Genomic DNA, 14,887 nt, shown 5'->3' on the forward strand with positions numbered 1-14,887 from the left:
TATCCTTAGCAGAACTCTACCGGCCGCTCGTGTTGCTCTCCAGCATTTCACTATCCTGCCTGTAGATAAGAGCCAGTTATATTATAACCATAAATTGGTACTAAAATTACGAGTTTAGGGACTAAACCAAATTTGACAACTCCAGCTAATACTCGTATTGACGAAATTAAGAAAAATGGAAAACTTGTATTGGCTACAGGTAATTATCGTCCTTTTGAGTATCATGATGAGAAAAGCGACAAGATCGTCGGTTATGACATCGATGTAGCAGAGGCTATTGCCAAGAAAATCGGTGTGCCCCTAGAAATAAAAGAGATGCAGTTTACCAGTTTAATTCCTACATTACAGATTGGCCAAGCAGATTTTGTTATTGCTGCCATGTATATCACGGATGAACGTAAAGGGGTCGTTGACTTTGCTGACCCGTATATGGATACCGGTATGGTATTGGTAACACGTGTAAACGATGAGGCTATTAAGAGCACAAAAGATCTAGATGGAAAAGTGGTCGGAGTAAAAGCTGGGGCCACCAGTGAAAAAGTTGCCCAAGATTTAAAGGACAAAGGGCAAAACTTAACGATTAAAAGCTATAAGGAAACTGTAGATTACTTAATGGATCTTGAAGCGGGCCGAACGGACGTGGCTATCAACGATTTACTTAACCAGCTTGAATACAATAAAACTCACCCTAATGTAAAAATTGTCGGCGATCCGTTCACGAAATCTTCCTTGGGAATTGCCGTTAAGAAGGGTGATAAAGAATTATTGGATCTAATTAACTCCGTCTTAAAAGAAATGACACAAAATGGCGAATCAGCAAACCTGTATAAAAAATGGTTAACCAAGAGTTAATTAATGAGTAATTTTAAAAGTAATAAATCGTCTTATATTCGGAGGTTTGGAAAGTTTGCTCCGAACCTCTCCTTCCATCTATCACCTTTGTACGATGGATAGCAAAATACTTATACATTTCTAAGGGTAGTAAAGTAAAAATATCCCTTTAAAACGTTCTATGGTAAGAAAGGGAGATAAGAATGAACTTAGATTATTCCGTTATATTTAATAAATTGCCAATTTTATTACATGGCGCCGTTGTAACCCTACAAGTATCTCTCTTAGCGTTATTGTTCGGTATGATATTAGGGCTGATTGGAGCCCTGTTTAGAATTTCATCCAACCGTGTGCTGAATGTCATAGGCTTTCTTTATGTTTGGATTATTAGGGGTACTCCTCTCCTGGTGCAATTGTTTATTTTATACTTTGGTCTGCCCCAAGTAGGGATAAAGCTCTCAAGTATGACTGCAGGCATATTAGGACTTGCCATAAATACCGGAGCCTATGTTTCGGAGATTTTACGGGCTGGAATTCAAGCGGTTGATAAGGGGCAGATGGAAGCGGCACAGTCGTTAGGGATGAGTTACAGTAAGTCAATGACCCGAATCATTGCTCCACAGGCAATTAAGATTAGTATTCCCCCTTTAGTCAACCAATTTATCATGACCTTAAAGAATTCATCCATTGCGTCGTTAGTAACAATCACAGAATTGCTACGGACCGGGGAGCAATTGATTTATACAACATTCCGCAGCTTCGAAGTTTATACTACTCTGGCTGTTATTTATTTGATGATAAATTCCGTCTTAATGGTGATAGCTAATCAACTCGAAAGGAGGATGGCGCTGAAATGACACACATGGTTGAAATGGAAAATGTCTACAAATCATTTGGCAGAATTGAAGTTTTAAGGGGAATAAACTTGGTTGTCGATGAAGGGGAAAAGGTTGTAATCATAGGACCCAGTGGTTCTGGTAAAAGTACAGTCTTACGTTGCATAAACCGTTTGGAGAATATCCAGGCCGGTACCCTTCGTTTCGAAGGGATGGAGGTTAACGATAAGACGGATCTGTGTGCACTTCGGACTAACATTGGAATGGTTTTTCAGCGTTTTAACCTATTTCCCCATAAAACTACATTGGAGAACGTGATTGAAGCACCAATGCAGGTAAAAAATATAAATCGTCAACAAGCAGTAAAAACTGCGATGCAATTACTGGAAAGAGTAGGCTTAGTTGACAAGTGCGACGCTTATCCCTCTCAATTATCCGGAGGTCAGCAGCAACGTGTAGCGATTGCCAGGGCGCTGGCGATGAATCCAAAAATAATGCTTTTTGATGAACCGACATCTGCCCTCGATCCGGAATTGGTAGGAGAGGTATTAGCCGTGATGAAGACACTTGCGAATGACGGTATGTCCATGATGGTGGTTACACATGAGTTAGGTTTTGCTCGAGAAGTTGCTGATCGAATTGTATTTATTGATCAAGGGGTTATTGTGGAAATGGGTAGCCCAAAAAAGTTTTTCGAGGATCCCCAGCAGGAGCGGACAAAAGTATTTCTCAGCCGTATGCGGTATTGAATTTAAAATACTGCACATGTCCCTCTGTTTTATCCTAATTTCATGGGATTAGCATGCATTAAACCTAATATAAAAGGTAGTCCCAGTTGGACCAGAATCAAAGCTAATAGTAGCGTTATGCCTAGCAACAATGCTATAACATGTTGCTAATCCTAAGCCAGTGCCATTTCTTCTGAATCCATTTACCAATAACTTCATGTCTCGAGTAGCCTAAAAGATCTAACCATGCTTTATTAACCTCTAAAATAGTTCCATCAATGTCCAATGATACAGGTGTGTTACATTAAGAAAATTCGACAAGTCATCTTATACTCTACAATTTTATACTGTATACTTTTAAATTACCCCTTGTCGGTTGGCTTATAAAGTGATAATTTATGAATAATTAATATCGAGCAAAGGCGCTCTTTAAAGATTTAGCAACAATCTTTAGCGGGGGTCTTTGCTCGATATTTTTATCCAATCGTAAGATTCCCACTTCTTCGAGTGGGAGTGGGTCCCCGTACTCTGCTTCGGTGGGGGTAGAGTCCCCCACCGAAGACTCGATGTTCAGCTTTAGCTTGACGAGTTCACTTTCAGAAGTTTATCAACATGTGAAAAATAATCCACTCTAAGAATTTATTGTATTTTGTAGGTATAGGTAATATAATATACCTTGTACAGTAATTGGCATTAAGCTTTCTGGAGATTGTTATCTCTAGGAAGCTTTTCTTCTTGGCAGAAGGGAAGGTGAGCAGAACAACAAAGAAAAATACATCGGTGAATTTCCAACAGGATGGAGTTGTAGCGTATTGAACTTAAAATTCAGAGGGGTCCTAAAACAAGTCTTAGTATTGTTTGCTGCTCTAGTGGGAGCATTGCTTGTAGGTGCACTATTTCTTCTTTTAGCTAAGTCAGATCCTATTAAAGCCTATGCAGTTATGTTTTCAGGCCCATTGAATGACAAATATGGGATAACTGAGACTTTAGTGCGCACAGCTCCTCTTCTTTTGGTGGGGTTGGGTATCGTTATTTCCTTCCGCAGCGGGATCATCAACATTGGCGCGGAAGGTCAGATTTTGGCAGGAGCTATTGGGGCGGCTTCCGTAGCCACTTCCTTTCCTCATCTTCCAGCGTATATCTTGCTGCCAATGGTATTTCTGGTCGGCGGTTTGTGTGGAGCGATCTGGGGAGGAATTGCTGGTTGGCTGAAGGCGCGTCTATCAGTGAATGAGATTTTAAGTACTGTAATGCTTAACCAGATTGCGATACAGTTATATATGTTTCTCATACGTGGACCATTAATTGACCCACAAGAGGTATCATACGGCACAGGGGTACCACAAACAGCTTTAATCCCTGATCAAATCTGGCTTAGCAAACTTATCCCAGGGACTAGACTTCATTCTGGTATAATTTTCGCGCTTGTGTTAGCGGTCTTGGTTTATATTTTTTTATGGCGTACCAGTATCGGATATCGTATGCGAGCGGTAGGTGCTGGACCTGAGGCTGCTCGATACGCTGGCATTAAAGTAAAATGGTACTTAGTCCTGGCTATGGCTCTTGCGGGAGGAATGGCTGGTCTTGCAGGTGTCGTTGAGGTGACGGGAGTTCATCACCGCGCTTTAGAGGGTCTATCAGCAGGGTACGGGTTCAGTGGTATCGTAGCTGCCCTTTTCGGTCGCTTGCATCCTTTAGGTACTATTCCGGCCGCGATACTGTTCGGTGCTCTGCTTTTAGGGGCTGAGATGATGCAAAGGGCTGTCAATATCCCAGCAGCCATGATCATGGTAATCCAAGGACTCGTTGTCCTATTTGTAGTCTCCAGCGATTACTTCCTAAGGAACTCAGGTTCTTTAGCCCAAGTAAAGGCTAAGCTATTTAGAGAAAAAGTGGACAAGGAAGGTGGCGAGTCATAATGGATGGTGTCCTGAATTTCGATATTATCATTATTATACTGGCTACTGGTATCCGTCTGGCCACCCCTTACCTTTTAGCCGCCCTAGGGGAAATGTTCGTCCAACGCTCAGGTGTTTATAACTTAGGCGTAGAAGGAATTATGATGATGGGCGCTTTTGCGGGATTTTATGCAACTTTGCAAATGGGAAGTCCTCTGCTAGGCATCGTCGTAAGCTTGGTCATAGGGGCTTTAATGGGCTTGTTAATGGCTTTGGTCAGCGTGACCTTTAAGGCCGAACAGGGAATTAGTGGTATAGGACTTTACATGTTTGGTTGGGGTCTGTCGGGTGTGCTTTTCCGCCTGTACGTGGGAGGAATTACTTCCATCGAGGGCTTAAAGACTATAAAAATCCCACTATTGAGTAGTATTCCATTTCTAGGACCCGTACTATTTGACCATAATGGATTAGTGTACACGGCGTTTCTTCTAGTTCCGTTGACAGGCTTTATACTTTTTAAGACGAGTTGGGGTCTTAATGTGAGGGCAGTAGGCAATAAACCAGAGGCAGCGGATACCTTGGGGGTAAGTGTAGTACGTATCAGGTACCAGTGCTTGATTGTAGGCGGTATGCTGGCTGCTCTGGCCGGGGCCTTCTTAACGATTGGCCAGGCTAATATGTATGCTGACAATATCACAGCAGGCAGGGGTTTTATTGCCATTGCCCTAGTTTACTTTGGACGATGGAGTCCCTGGGGAATCCTGCTTGGCTCTCTTTTATTTAGTTTGGCGGATTCCTTTCAGAGCATGGTTCAAGTGTTGGGAATCAATTTCCCCTACGAATTGGCCGTTATTTTGCCTTACATGGTAACCATTATTGCTCTAGCAATTTCCTATGGACGCGTCTGGGCCCCAGCAGCACTGGGTAAGCCCTTTCAGCGCGGAACCAGAGGTTAATTATAGAGAAAATTTAAGGAGGAAAAAAGTCTGAAACATTTGTAGGATAACGCACATTAGTTCGAGAGCATAGCAAACAAGCCATCAAGAGATGACTTAAAATTGAATTAATATACTGAGTCAGGCTGTAGTTTTTATTCGGTATCCTTGATTTTTAGCGATCAAAATTGCTTGTTCAACCGTGATTTCGCGGTCTACTGGAAGAACATCGGATTTTTTGTATAAGTCAGCATTATAGGGTTCTTTCTTTTTAAGAATCATATAAATCGCAGTTAGTAACATGCGCGCAATTGCGATGATTGCTCGTTTGTGCCCACGACGCTTTTTGAGTTTTAAGTAGCGGTTACGGATTTCAGGATGCTTTTCACTCTTTACCACAGCAGTGGCGCATTGGACTAAAAGTGGTTTGATGTAACAACCAGCTTTTGAAATCCTAACAGACTTTTTCTTTCCGGCACTTTCGTTATTCGTAGGTGTAAGCCCTGCCCAGGAGCATAAATGCTTAGCTGTCGGGAACACGTCCATATTGACACCTATTTCGGAAACCACAGTAATGGTAGAAAAGATGTTTTTAAAGGACGGAACAGTTAAGATCAAGTTTAGTTCTTCTGCGTAGGGCACGGAAAGAGAAAGGATAATTCCCTCAAGATCTGATTTGCGCTCAGTGAGATCTTCATAGTGTCGCTTGATGATTTTAAGTTTCCCCGCTTGTTCGAGTGTGATAAACCCATCAACGGCAAGCTCAAGTTCAGGAAGTTTTTTAAACAGAGAACAATGTACAAGGGATTCTAAGTCAAACGTGGTATCCAGGGGGTTCTCAAGGATCTTGTCAATAATCTTCATAGAACTCTTGCCAAAAGTGTCCGAAAGGACATTGCCAAGTTGAATGTTGGATACCGTCAAGCAATTTTGAAGTCTGTTTTTTTCGCTGGACATAAAGTTGGTCAGCTTAGCGCGATAGCGCATCAAGTCTCTAAGCTGTCTAATGGCAAGTGGTGGCATAAAGCTACCTGCGACAAGGTCATGCTTGAACAAGTCGGCAATCCACTGAGCATCTTTATTATCCGTTTTTTTACCGCGGATCGCTTTGACGTATTTCGGGTGAGCGAGGGTAATGTTGCAAGAATCTTCAAGAATGTTGAAGATTGGAATCCAGTATTTTCCTGTAGACTCCATACAAACTTCGCTGCAGTTGTTTTCACAAAGCCATTGTGACAGCTCTTTTAGGCCTTTTGTAAAGGTAGAAAAGCGATGGCGTTTGTAACTAGTAACCCCCTTGTTGTTTGTCGTAGCAATACAGGCAACCACAAAGGTTTTGTGGACGTCAATGCCACAACAAATTTGATGGACAATTTTTAAAGCCACAGTAGAATCTCCCTTCCTAGATTTGAAGGGATAGACAGCATTGACTGATTGCCTAGCTATAAACGAGTAATGTTTATACAAAGATAAGTCTGCGTGCTCAAAGTCACACTTATTTGTGCTTGGAAAGGCAATCTACACATATAAACATGCGGTCACTCCGTGTTTGGAGTAGCCCACTCACCTCCCCGTGGTTTGTAGTTAACTGCTATCCCTACGTTTATAGGATAAATAAAATAACGCTCAAAGCCAACACGTTTCATAACGTTTTGTGCCTTGAGCGCAGCGAAAGGAATGGATATAAACATGAAAAAAAGAGTACTTACTTTATTGTTGGCTGCCCTTACTCTCTTAGCTTTAAGTGGTTGCGGCACCAAACCCACCGCTCAATCCACTCCTACCCCTGCTCCTGAGGCTCCAAAAGTGGAAAAGATCCGCATCGCTCTTGTGCTTCCGGCTACTGTAGATGATTTAGCTTGGGGCCAGTCCATGGTGGAAGGCTTAAAAGCCGTTCAGAAAACCATGGGTGAAGACAAAGTGGAGGTTGCCATCAGCGAAAAGTTGGGGAATGCTGTAGACGCAGGGTCTGCCATCCGCCAGTATGCAACCCAAGGGTATGATATAATTTTTGCCCACGGCTCCCAGTACCAAAGCGTCTTAGCCGAAATTATCAAGGACTTCCCTAAAACAACGTTTGCCTATGGGACCGGTTTCGCCACTCATCCCAACGTTTTTGCTTATGATCCACAGGCTCAAGAAGGTGGCTACCTGTTAGGTATGCTCGCTGCCATGATGACCAAATCGGGTATCGTGGGAATTGTTGGACCCGTAGAATCCGGTGATGCAGTAAAATACAACTATGGTGTACAGCAAGGTGTGATGGCGGGTAAAGCAGATGTAAAATCGCGTATCTCCTATACGGGCTCCTTTAATGATATCGTGGGGGCAGGCAATATGGCCAAAACCCATATGAGTGCCGGAGCTGACATCATCACAGGTTCCTCTCAGCAGGCTGTAGGGGCCTTGAGAGCAGTTGCTGAAACCGAGGGCAAATACTGGCTTTCAACGGATATGGATCAGAGCAATATTGCTCCTAACCACGTTTTAGCAGCCCAGGTCTATAACTGGGAGAAGATTGTTGGCAAAATTATTGAATTAAGAAAAGCGGGAACTCTTGGTGGACAACACTTAACCCTGAGTTTAGCTGACGGAACGATTATATTAAAGTACAATGAAAAATTAGCAGATAAGATCCCTGCTGAGGCCAAAGCTGCAGTAGAAAAAGCTAAGCAAGAGATTATCAGCGGAAAACTAAAAGTGGAATTACCGAAGAAATAACGGGTGAGTACAAATGGAAGAAAAGATTGAACACTTAGAGATGTCTGGAATCACCAAACGTTTTCCTGGTGTCCTATGTAGTAACAATGTCAATATTCAAATAAAATCCGGTGAAGTACTGGCCATTCTGGGTGAAAATGGAGCAGGCAAAACCACTTTGATGAATATCCTTTACGGCCTTTACCAGCCTGATGCAGGTAGGATCTTGCTAAATGGTAAACCAGTCAAGATAAATTCTCCCAAGGACGCTATTGCGCTCGGAATTGGTATGGTGCATCAGCATTTTATGTTGGTGCCCACCCTTACTGTCTGTGAGAACGTTATACTAGGGTTATCCAAGACGTTCTTAGTGGATCTCAAAACGGCTGCTAAAAGGATTAAAGAAATTACGGACACCTATGGTTTAGCCATCAATCCCGATGCCTATGTCTGGCAGTTAAGTGTTGGGGAACAGCAACGCGTAGAGATTATCAAAGCGCTTTATCGCGGTGCCAATCTATTGATCCTGGATGAACCGACAGCAGTACTCACGCCCCAGGAATCCAACGAATTAATTCAGTTGCTCAGAAACATGGCCGCGCAGGGAAACTCGATCATAATAATAAGCCATAAATTACATGAAGTAATGGCTTTGAGTGATAGGGTTACCGTCCTTAGGGATGGGGCAGTGTGCGCCGATGTTTTGACCCGGGAAACTTCGCAAGAAGCTCTTGCGCAGTTAATGGTGGGAAGAGAAATGGCTCCCTGTAAAAGGGAAGGAACGTTCTCGCCGGGTAAGACTGTATTAGAGCTTGAGAATGTTTTTTCGCAGGGGGATAAAGGAACAGAGGCTTTGGCTGGAGTTTCTCTCGCGATCAGAGAAGGAGAAATCTTAGGAATTGCCGGAGTTTCAGGTAATGGGCAAAAAGAACTTGCTGAAGTGATCGCTGGACTGAGAAAAGTAAGTAAAGGTAAAATTAGTTTAAATGGCAAAGAAAGCACCAAAATGTCACCGGCTCATATCATTGAGCAGGGCTTGGGTTATATCCCAGAAGATCGGCTTCATGTGGGAAGTATCCCTTCCTTTAGTATCTGGGAAAACGTTATTCTGAAAGATCACCACTTGCCTCCTTTTGCCAAACATCTGCTTCTCCAAAACTGGGCAATTAGGTCCCACAGTTCATCGTTGGTAGATAAGTACGGGATCAAAACACCTGACTTGGAAACTCCTACAAGCAGTTTGTCCGGTGGCAATATCCAACGGGTCATTCTAGCTAGGGAAATAACCCGTAGTCCAGTAGCGCTGGTAGCTGCTTATCCTACTCGGGGACTGGACATTGGGGCGACAGAGTATTTGCATAGCAAACTCCTGGAAGCCCGTAGAAACGGTATTGGAGTCTTATTGATTTCTGAAGATCTTGAAGAGCTGACGAGCCTATGTGATAACATAGCAGTACTTTATGAGGGCAGGGTTATGAAGGTTATGCCGGTTGAGGAAACAAATGAACGTATTCTGGGTCTCTTGATGGCTGGTATAGCCTAAAGGAGGCTCGAGAGCTAGGAAAAACAACTCCCTCAGAATTGCTTAATTGCTCTGAGGGAGTTGTTTTTGCTGGATTCAATACCCTTTTGAACTAGCTAGCCGTTGACAATAACTTATCATAGTAAAGTTTAAATATTAATAGTAGGTCATATGCGGACAATTAACATGATTAGTCGATCCTACATATATTAGCCAAGAAAGGGAGGGCTTCAATTTGAATAATAACATATCGCAATGTCCTTTATTAAAACAGGGTTCTACGGGTGCTAGCGTTAAAACATTGCAACAAAGGTTAGTAGCAGCCGGTTTCGCCCCTGGAAGCATTGATGGAATCTTTGGACCTATGACTCGAGCAGCTGTGGTTGCTTTCCAGCAGAGCGAGGGACTAGTGCAGGATGGAATTGTCGGTAGAATGACTTGGACTGCATTGGGCGTAAATTGTAATACACCACCGGTAAATAACTGCCCGACACTTGCACAAGGAAGCACCGGACCAGCTGTAACGAGACTTCAGGGACTTCTTAAGACCAGGGGATTCTATGAAGGCAATATCGATGGGATTTTTGGACCCATTACTAGAACAGCTGTAATTAATTTTCAAAACACTTCGAAACTATTGCGAGATGGAATCGTCGGAATACAGACTTGGACTGCTCTAGGCGTAAATTGTGTTTAGCGCCCAAAAAGAGAAAAAAGGGCCGCAATCAATAGGTAAGGAAACAGCGTAGCTGTACCTCTTTTAATCCATTAATCCGTGGACAATCTTTTCGAATAATTATTATCGGGGTAGTATCCAAGTAACTCCTGTTTCTTGGATAGCTAACCTTATCCCCCTTTTGGTATTTTTTTAGGATTTACAAATTTCTGAAATGAATAGGTGGTCAGCTCCTAGAGTTGATGAAGATACTATGATTATGTCCATGAAGGGGCGCTTTCCTTACTCTTCAAATCATATCAAATTTCCTTCTAGTATGACATGTTAAGTATGGAATGCCATTGAATTATGTGGTTGCAAATTGCAGAAAGAATCTAACTCAGGGAAGATAGGGCTTATTGCCCCTTTGATTTGCTCTACTCTAGATTTGTGTTATTATAACCTTAAATGTCACAACAGAACAATGGGCAATCCTAAATGCTGTGTATCATAATCCAGGGGCGTCACAAAGTGACTTAGCCCGTGCGTGTCTTAAAGATAAAACAAACGTAACAAGAAGCTTGGACTTGCTAGTAAAAAAAGGATATGTGGTTAGAAATATTGATCTAAATGACCGTAGGATTTATAGCATAACCCTTACAGAGTTAGGCGAAAGTGTCCTTGAACAACTCATCGAAATTTCTGATAATGCAAATAAGGCATTCATATCTGATTTAAATCAAGATGACTATCGAGAGATTATTCGTACCTTAAAAACAATTACTGGCTCGATCGAAAAGCTATTATCAATGACAAAATAGTAACAGCAACTAATTCGCACGAGATTGATACGATACTTTTGAGCAATACTACTTAAGGTTCTCCATATATAGTGGTATAATTCTCATAACCTAAGAGAAACTTTTGTAACACTGTATGAGCATTCAAGCCTATAATACCATCCGCACTTAGACCGTAATCTCTTTGAAACTGTTTACTTACTTCCTCGGTTCGAAGGCCAAAAATCCCGTCAATGGAACCAAGATTATAACCCATCTTTGCCAAGAGGCTCTGGATTTCCATGACATCATTACCACTAGAACCGCGTTTGAGCGTCCGCATATCATACACCCCCCTTTGTAGCATATGTGCGGGGCGTTATTCTGTGTTAATAACAATAAAAAGTATAGGGTTAAAACAAGATGATTTTTTGGCTGTGTGGTACAGTTTCTTAGAGATCTTGGTGGATTTCTCTTTTATTGAACAAAGAATCAAATCACAGAATTGAGAAACACGAATAAAGGGATTTGTGTTATTCTGATTACCAAGAGAAGTTTTTTAGCTCCCTTGGAGGGATATGATAGGCAATGATTGATTAGAGGAAAGCAAGGGGGAAATGATATTGAATAACGATGTTATCCTTGGCAGAACACTTACTGAGTGGAAGTTAGAATTTCCATTACTGAATAAACTGATCTCTACTCAAGAGGTTTTCTGGACTAATCCAAAATACAGGACGTCCGAAAACCCTGTTCCAATTCGTGAAAAAGAAATCTCTGAAGCGGAGGAGAGGCTCATTCGCTTCGCCCCCTACATCGCGCACGCCTTCCCAGAAACCCGAGACACCGGAGGGCTCATTGAATCATCCCTTGTACCTATTCCGGATATGCAGGGATATCTGGAAAAATGCTACGACTTAAAAATTCTTGGGCGTGTCTTGCTTAAATGTGACAGCCACCTCCCGATATCTGGCTCGATCAAGGCTCGAGGCGGAATCTATGAAGTCCTTAAGCATGCTGAAGACCTTGCAATCAAGCAAGGTATAATGGAACTAGATGACAATTATTCAATTTTAAATACACTAAAGTTCAAAGAATTCTTCTCCGGTCACTCTATCGCAGTAGGATCGACGGGGAACCTAGGCCTAAGTATTGGCGTAATCGGAGCAAAACTCGGATTCCAGGTCACAGTCCACATGTCCTCCGATGCCAAGTCTTGGAAAAAGGAACTTCTCCGTTCAAAGGGAGTCCAAGTAATCGAATACAGCTCGGATTATAGCAAAGCGGTCGAAGAGGGGAGAAAGCAAGCTAAGAAGGATCCAAACTGCCATTTTGTCGATGACGAGAACTCCCGTGATTTATTTATAGGCTATGCTGTAGCTGCTTATCGTTTAAAAAGACAATTGGACGAGATGAACATTGCCGTGGATTCGGATCATCCACTCTTTGTCTACCTTCCCTGTGGTGTGGGGGGTGGACCGGGGGGGATAACCTATGGCTTAAAGCAAGTCTTCAAAGAGAATGTCCATTGCTTCTTCGCTGAGCCGACTCATTCCCCGTGTATGCTCTTAGGTTTGGCGACCGGCCTTCATGATCAAATCTCGGTTCAGGATATCGGTCTGGATAATAAAACCGAAGCCGATGGATTAGCCGTTGGTAGAGCTTCGCGTTTCGTAGGAACAGTGCTTGAACCCATACTGAGTGGCGCCTACACCATTAAAGACGAGGTACTTTTCAGCTTGCTTCAGGCCCTGAGTGATGCCGAAAACCTCCAGCTTGAACCTTCTGCACTTGCTGGAATGCCCGGACCGGCCAGACTATTACAGGCCGATGCGGGCCTTGAGTATTTAAAGAAGTTCGAACTGGAGAATAAAATGGCCCAAGCTATCCATATTATTTGGGCGACCGGTGGAAGCTTAGTTCCAAGCGAAGTAATGGATCAATATTTGTGTACAGGCACAGTAGATATACAGTAGATATAGTAGATATAGTAAGTACGAGAAGCACGTTGATGTCACTTCAACGTGCTTCATATTAGCTGCGGAAAAGTTTTGGAACATTCTCCTCCAGACTCAATTCCGCTGTCAAGGATCCCTGATCAGAGTTACCGGAGGGTTCTGTGAATACTCATGATTTTAGCAATCTCCTCATCCTTCATATGTCCTAAAATGACGGCAATGCGTTCTTCTGATGGAAGCTGAGTGTTGGCATGTTCAAGGGATTGCTTGTATCGGGATATTGTGCTTGTAGTAATTGAAAAGAAATTAGTAATTGTTGGGAGGAAATGTGGGAAGTTCGGCGAAAACAAAAGTATGAACCATTCGCTGAGTAGAATAGTCAGGTAGTGAAAATGAGCAAATATAGGTAGGTGTGACACAATGAGGCTTTATGAAAACGGAGAATTTATATCTTGTGAGGACGAGAATAGAACCTTTAAAGTCTTGATTGAGGACCAAGGTAAGATCGTTTTTACCGGGGACCGACTTCCCGATGAATATGCAGGAATCAAGCAACGGGTAGATCTGGGCGGAAAATGCGTTGTGCCAGCCTTTGCGGACTCCCATCTCCATTTCGCCTCATTCTCTTTATTCCTGTCTACCCCAGATGTCCGCACTGTTCGTGACTTTAACGAGATGGGAGACGTTATCAACATGTACAGGCGAAATAACCCTCAGGAAAAACTCATTCTAGGGTTTGGCTGCTCAGCTCATATTGTAAAGGAGAAACGACTTCCCAACCGTGCTGATTTGGATAAGATCACAACCCTTCCCCTCTTGCTGGTTAAATATGATGGACATGCAGCAGTGGCTAACACAGCGTTACTAGCCAAGTTTCCAGATGCTGTCCAAAAAAGCCCAGGTTTTGACCGAGAAACTGGGTGGTTATACCACCAAGCCTTTTACGATGGAGTTAATTACATAACCGGATCTGTTTCTCCCTTTACTCTTCTAAAGAATCTAATCAACGGCGCGGATTATTTAGCACGCAGGGGTATTGGTTTGGTTCATACTGTTGAAGGAGTTGGATTCCCACGGGATATCGATGTAGACATGATGCGGGTTTCGATTTATGGTTTGCCCCAAACTTTCCGTATTTATTTTCAAACGATGATCGTTGATAAGGTTCAGAAACGAAAAATGCCGCGGATCGGTGGTTGCTTTGCTACGGCTTTAGATGGCTGTTTCGGTTCAGAGGATGCAGCCTTAAGTCAACCTTATAGTAATAATAAGAATAATAAAGGCGTACTGGTCTATTCACAACAAACAGTATCGGACTTCGTCAAAAGGGCTAATCGGCAAGAACTTCAGGTTGCAATGCACGCCATCGGAGATGCTGCGGTCGAACAAGCAGTAGTGGCTTATGAAGAGGCTCTGACGGATTATCCACGAAGTGACCACCGTCATATTATTATCCATGCGGATCTGATCCCACCGCCTTTATTGGAGAGAGCCGCCAAATTAGGATTACACTTCGCTGTTCAAACCCCATTTCTTCACTGGGAGCAGGAGCCTAGCGACTATTTAGCAGAAATTCTCGGTCAAAGGGTCAATGACTTGATTCCTCTCCGGAACATGATAAAGCACGGTCTGACAATAGCTGGTGGTTCTGATGCCCCCTGCACGTTGCCTGATCCGGTACAGGGTATCTTTGCCGCTTGCCAGCATCCAAACCCAGAGCAGCGAATTTCAGTGCTGGATGCTCTGCGGATGCATACATATTGGCCGGCAAGGCTGTCTTTTGACGAAGCCGCTAGAGGCACTCTGACTAAGGGGAAGATGGCTGACTTTGTAGTGCTGGATAAAAATCCGCTTCAGGTAACACCGGCGAGGTTAGCGGAGATTAGAGTCGTAGATCTATTCCTCAAGGGGCAAAAATACATGGGTCCCCCTGCTAACTCACTGGGGCTATTGCTTGAAGCTGCTAAAAACAAGTTTATCTCTCGTTAAGGCAAACAAATTTAGTTTTTGAGCATAAAAGCGATTGGTAAACCAATCGCTTTTAT

General features: G+C 43.0%; 15 protein-coding genes. 11 read left to right on the forward strand and 4 right to left on the reverse strand.

Annotated features, from left to right (window positions below; all coding sequences use genetic code 11):
• Window positions 1–132 precede the first annotated feature (132 nt).
• The 3 genes from ACYQ3Q_RS16875 to ACYQ3Q_RS16885 all read left to right on the forward strand — a co-directional run bounded on the left by ACYQ3Q_RS16875 (window position 133) and on the right by ACYQ3Q_RS16885 (window position 2,416).
• Window positions 133–852: a transporter substrate-binding domain-containing protein gene (locus ACYQ3Q_RS16875; RefSeq protein WP_459929695.1), complete on the forward strand. Its 720-nt coding sequence runs from the start codon at window positions 133–135 to the stop codon at window positions 850–852.
• 182 nt (window positions 853–1,034) lie between these two features.
• On the forward strand, window positions 1,035–1,688 hold the full coding sequence (locus ACYQ3Q_RS16880) for an amino acid ABC transporter permease (protein WP_459929696.1): 654 nt from the start codon (window positions 1,035–1,037) through the stop codon (window positions 1,686–1,688).
• A 5-nt stretch (window positions 1,689–1,693) separates the two neighbouring features.
• Window positions 1,694–2,416 (forward strand): amino acid ABC transporter ATP-binding protein, encoded by a 723-nt coding sequence (locus ACYQ3Q_RS16885; protein ID WP_459929832.1) that lies wholly within the window; start codon window positions 1,694–1,696, stop codon window positions 2,414–2,416.
• A gap of 48 nt (window positions 2,417–2,464) precedes the next feature.
• Here ACYQ3Q_RS16885 and ACYQ3Q_RS16890 read toward each other — a convergent pair whose 3' ends face one another.
• Both ACYQ3Q_RS16890 and ACYQ3Q_RS16895 read right to left on the reverse strand, forming a co-directional pair.
• Window positions 2,465–2,605 carry an ATP-binding protein gene (locus tag ACYQ3Q_RS16890; RefSeq protein ID WP_459929833.1) on the reverse strand — a complete coding sequence of 47 codons (141 nt, stop codon included), beginning with the start codon at window positions 2,603–2,605 and terminating at the stop codon, window positions 2,465–2,467.
• Window positions 2,550–2,681: a PAS domain-containing protein gene (locus tag ACYQ3Q_RS16895; protein WP_459929697.1), complete on the reverse strand. Its 132-nt coding sequence runs from the start codon at window positions 2,679–2,681 to the stop codon at window positions 2,550–2,552. The genes ACYQ3Q_RS16890 and ACYQ3Q_RS16895 overlap by 56 nt, the downstream gene beginning before the upstream one ends.
• A gap of 526 nt (window positions 2,682–3,207) precedes the next feature.
• On the opposite strand from ACYQ3Q_RS16895, the gene ACYQ3Q_RS16900 reads away from it, so the two are divergent.
• Both ACYQ3Q_RS16900 and ACYQ3Q_RS16905 read left to right on the forward strand, forming a co-directional pair.
• Complete coding sequence (locus ACYQ3Q_RS16900) at window positions 3,208–4,314, forward strand: ABC transporter permease (protein ID WP_459929698.1); 1,107 nt, start codon at window positions 3,208–3,210, stop codon at window positions 4,312–4,314.
• Window positions 4,314–5,249, forward strand: a complete 936-nt coding sequence (locus ACYQ3Q_RS16905) for an ABC transporter permease (protein ID WP_459929699.1) — start codon at window positions 4,314–4,316, stop codon at window positions 5,247–5,249. Before ACYQ3Q_RS16900 ends, ACYQ3Q_RS16905 begins: the two co-directional genes overlap by 1 nt.
• Before the next feature lie 120 nt (window positions 5,250–5,369).
• Here the strand turns inward: ACYQ3Q_RS16905 and ACYQ3Q_RS16910 are convergent, their stop codons facing one another.
• The gene (locus tag ACYQ3Q_RS16910; RefSeq protein WP_459928991.1) at window positions 5,370–6,614 is read right to left on the reverse strand and encodes an IS110 family RNA-guided transposase; all 1,245 of its coding nucleotides are present in this window, start codon (window positions 6,612–6,614) and stop codon (window positions 5,370–5,372) included.
• Between the two features lie 303 nt (window positions 6,615–6,917).
• On the opposite strand from ACYQ3Q_RS16910, the gene ACYQ3Q_RS16915 reads away from it, so the two are divergent.
• The 4 genes from ACYQ3Q_RS16915 (at window position 6,918) to ACYQ3Q_RS16930 (ending at window position 10,926) form a co-directional block, all read left to right on the forward strand.
• Window positions 6,918–7,949, forward strand: a complete 1,032-nt coding sequence (locus ACYQ3Q_RS16915) for a BMP family protein (protein ID WP_459929700.1) — start codon at window positions 6,918–6,920, stop codon at window positions 7,947–7,949.
• 13 nt (window positions 7,950–7,962) lie between these two features.
• Window positions 7,963–9,471, forward strand: a complete 1,509-nt coding sequence (locus ACYQ3Q_RS16920; protein ID WP_459929701.1) for an ABC transporter ATP-binding protein — start codon at window positions 7,963–7,965, stop codon at window positions 9,469–9,471.
• 214 nt (window positions 9,472–9,685) lie between these two features.
• Window positions 9,686–10,147 carry a peptidoglycan-binding domain-containing protein gene (locus ACYQ3Q_RS16925; protein WP_459929702.1) on the forward strand — a complete coding sequence of 154 codons (462 nt, stop codon included), beginning with the start codon at window positions 9,686–9,688 and terminating at the stop codon, window positions 10,145–10,147.
• 416 nt (window positions 10,148–10,563) lie between these two features.
• Window positions 10,564–10,926: a MarR family winged helix-turn-helix transcriptional regulator gene (locus ACYQ3Q_RS16930; RefSeq protein WP_459929834.1), complete on the forward strand. Its 363-nt coding sequence runs from the start codon at window positions 10,564–10,566 to the stop codon at window positions 10,924–10,926.
• 52 nt (window positions 10,927–10,978) lie between these two features.
• Here ACYQ3Q_RS16930 and ACYQ3Q_RS16935 read toward each other — a convergent pair whose 3' ends face one another.
• Window positions 10,979–11,227 carry a peptidoglycan-binding domain-containing protein gene (locus tag ACYQ3Q_RS16935; RefSeq protein WP_459929703.1) on the reverse strand — a complete coding sequence of 83 codons (249 nt, stop codon included), beginning with the start codon at window positions 11,225–11,227 and terminating at the stop codon, window positions 10,979–10,981.
• Window positions 11,228–11,501: 274 nt separating this feature from the next.
• On the opposite strand from ACYQ3Q_RS16935, the gene dsdA reads away from it, so the two are divergent.
• Window positions 11,502–12,860 carry a D-serine ammonia-lyase gene (gene dsdA, locus ACYQ3Q_RS16940; protein WP_459929704.1) on the forward strand — a complete coding sequence of 453 codons (1,359 nt, stop codon included), beginning with the start codon at window positions 11,502–11,504 and terminating at the stop codon, window positions 12,858–12,860.
• Between the two features lie 402 nt (window positions 12,861–13,262).
• Window positions 13,263–14,831: an amidohydrolase gene (locus ACYQ3Q_RS16945; RefSeq protein ID WP_459929705.1), complete on the forward strand. Its 1,569-nt coding sequence runs from the start codon at window positions 13,263–13,265 to the stop codon at window positions 14,829–14,831.
• The last annotated feature ends 56 nt before the right edge of the window (window positions 14,832–14,887 follow it).

It is taken from the genome of Desulfosporosinus burensis (genome assembly GCF_054657535.1).

Coding starts and splice junctions, on each gene's coding strand:
- dsdA (WP_459929704.1), top strand. CDS start 11,502: ATGATATTGAATAACGATGTTATCCTTGGCAGAACACTTACTGAGTGG.
- ACYQ3Q_RS16885 (WP_459929832.1), top strand. CDS start 1,694: ATGGTTGAAATGGAAAATGTCTACAAATCATTTGGCAGAATTGAAGTT.
- ACYQ3Q_RS16945 (WP_459929705.1), top strand. CDS start 13,263: ATGAGGCTTTATGAAAACGGAGAATTTATATCTTGTGAGGACGAGAAT.
- ACYQ3Q_RS16905 (WP_459929699.1), top strand. CDS start 4,314: ATGGATGGTGTCCTGAATTTCGATATTATCATTATTATACTGGCTACT.
- ACYQ3Q_RS16920 (WP_459929701.1), top strand. CDS start 7,963: ATGGAAGAAAAGATTGAACACTTAGAGATGTCTGGAATCACCAAACGT.
- ACYQ3Q_RS16915 (WP_459929700.1), top strand. CDS start 6,918: ATGAAAAAAAGAGTACTTACTTTATTGTTGGCTGCCCTTACTCTCTTA.
- ACYQ3Q_RS16880 (WP_459929696.1), top strand. CDS start 1,035: ATGAACTTAGATTATTCCGTTATATTTAATAAATTGCCAATTTTATTA.
- ACYQ3Q_RS16935 (WP_459929703.1), bottom strand. CDS start 11,227: ATGCGGACGCTCAAACGCGGTTCTAGTGGTAATGATGTCATGGAAATC.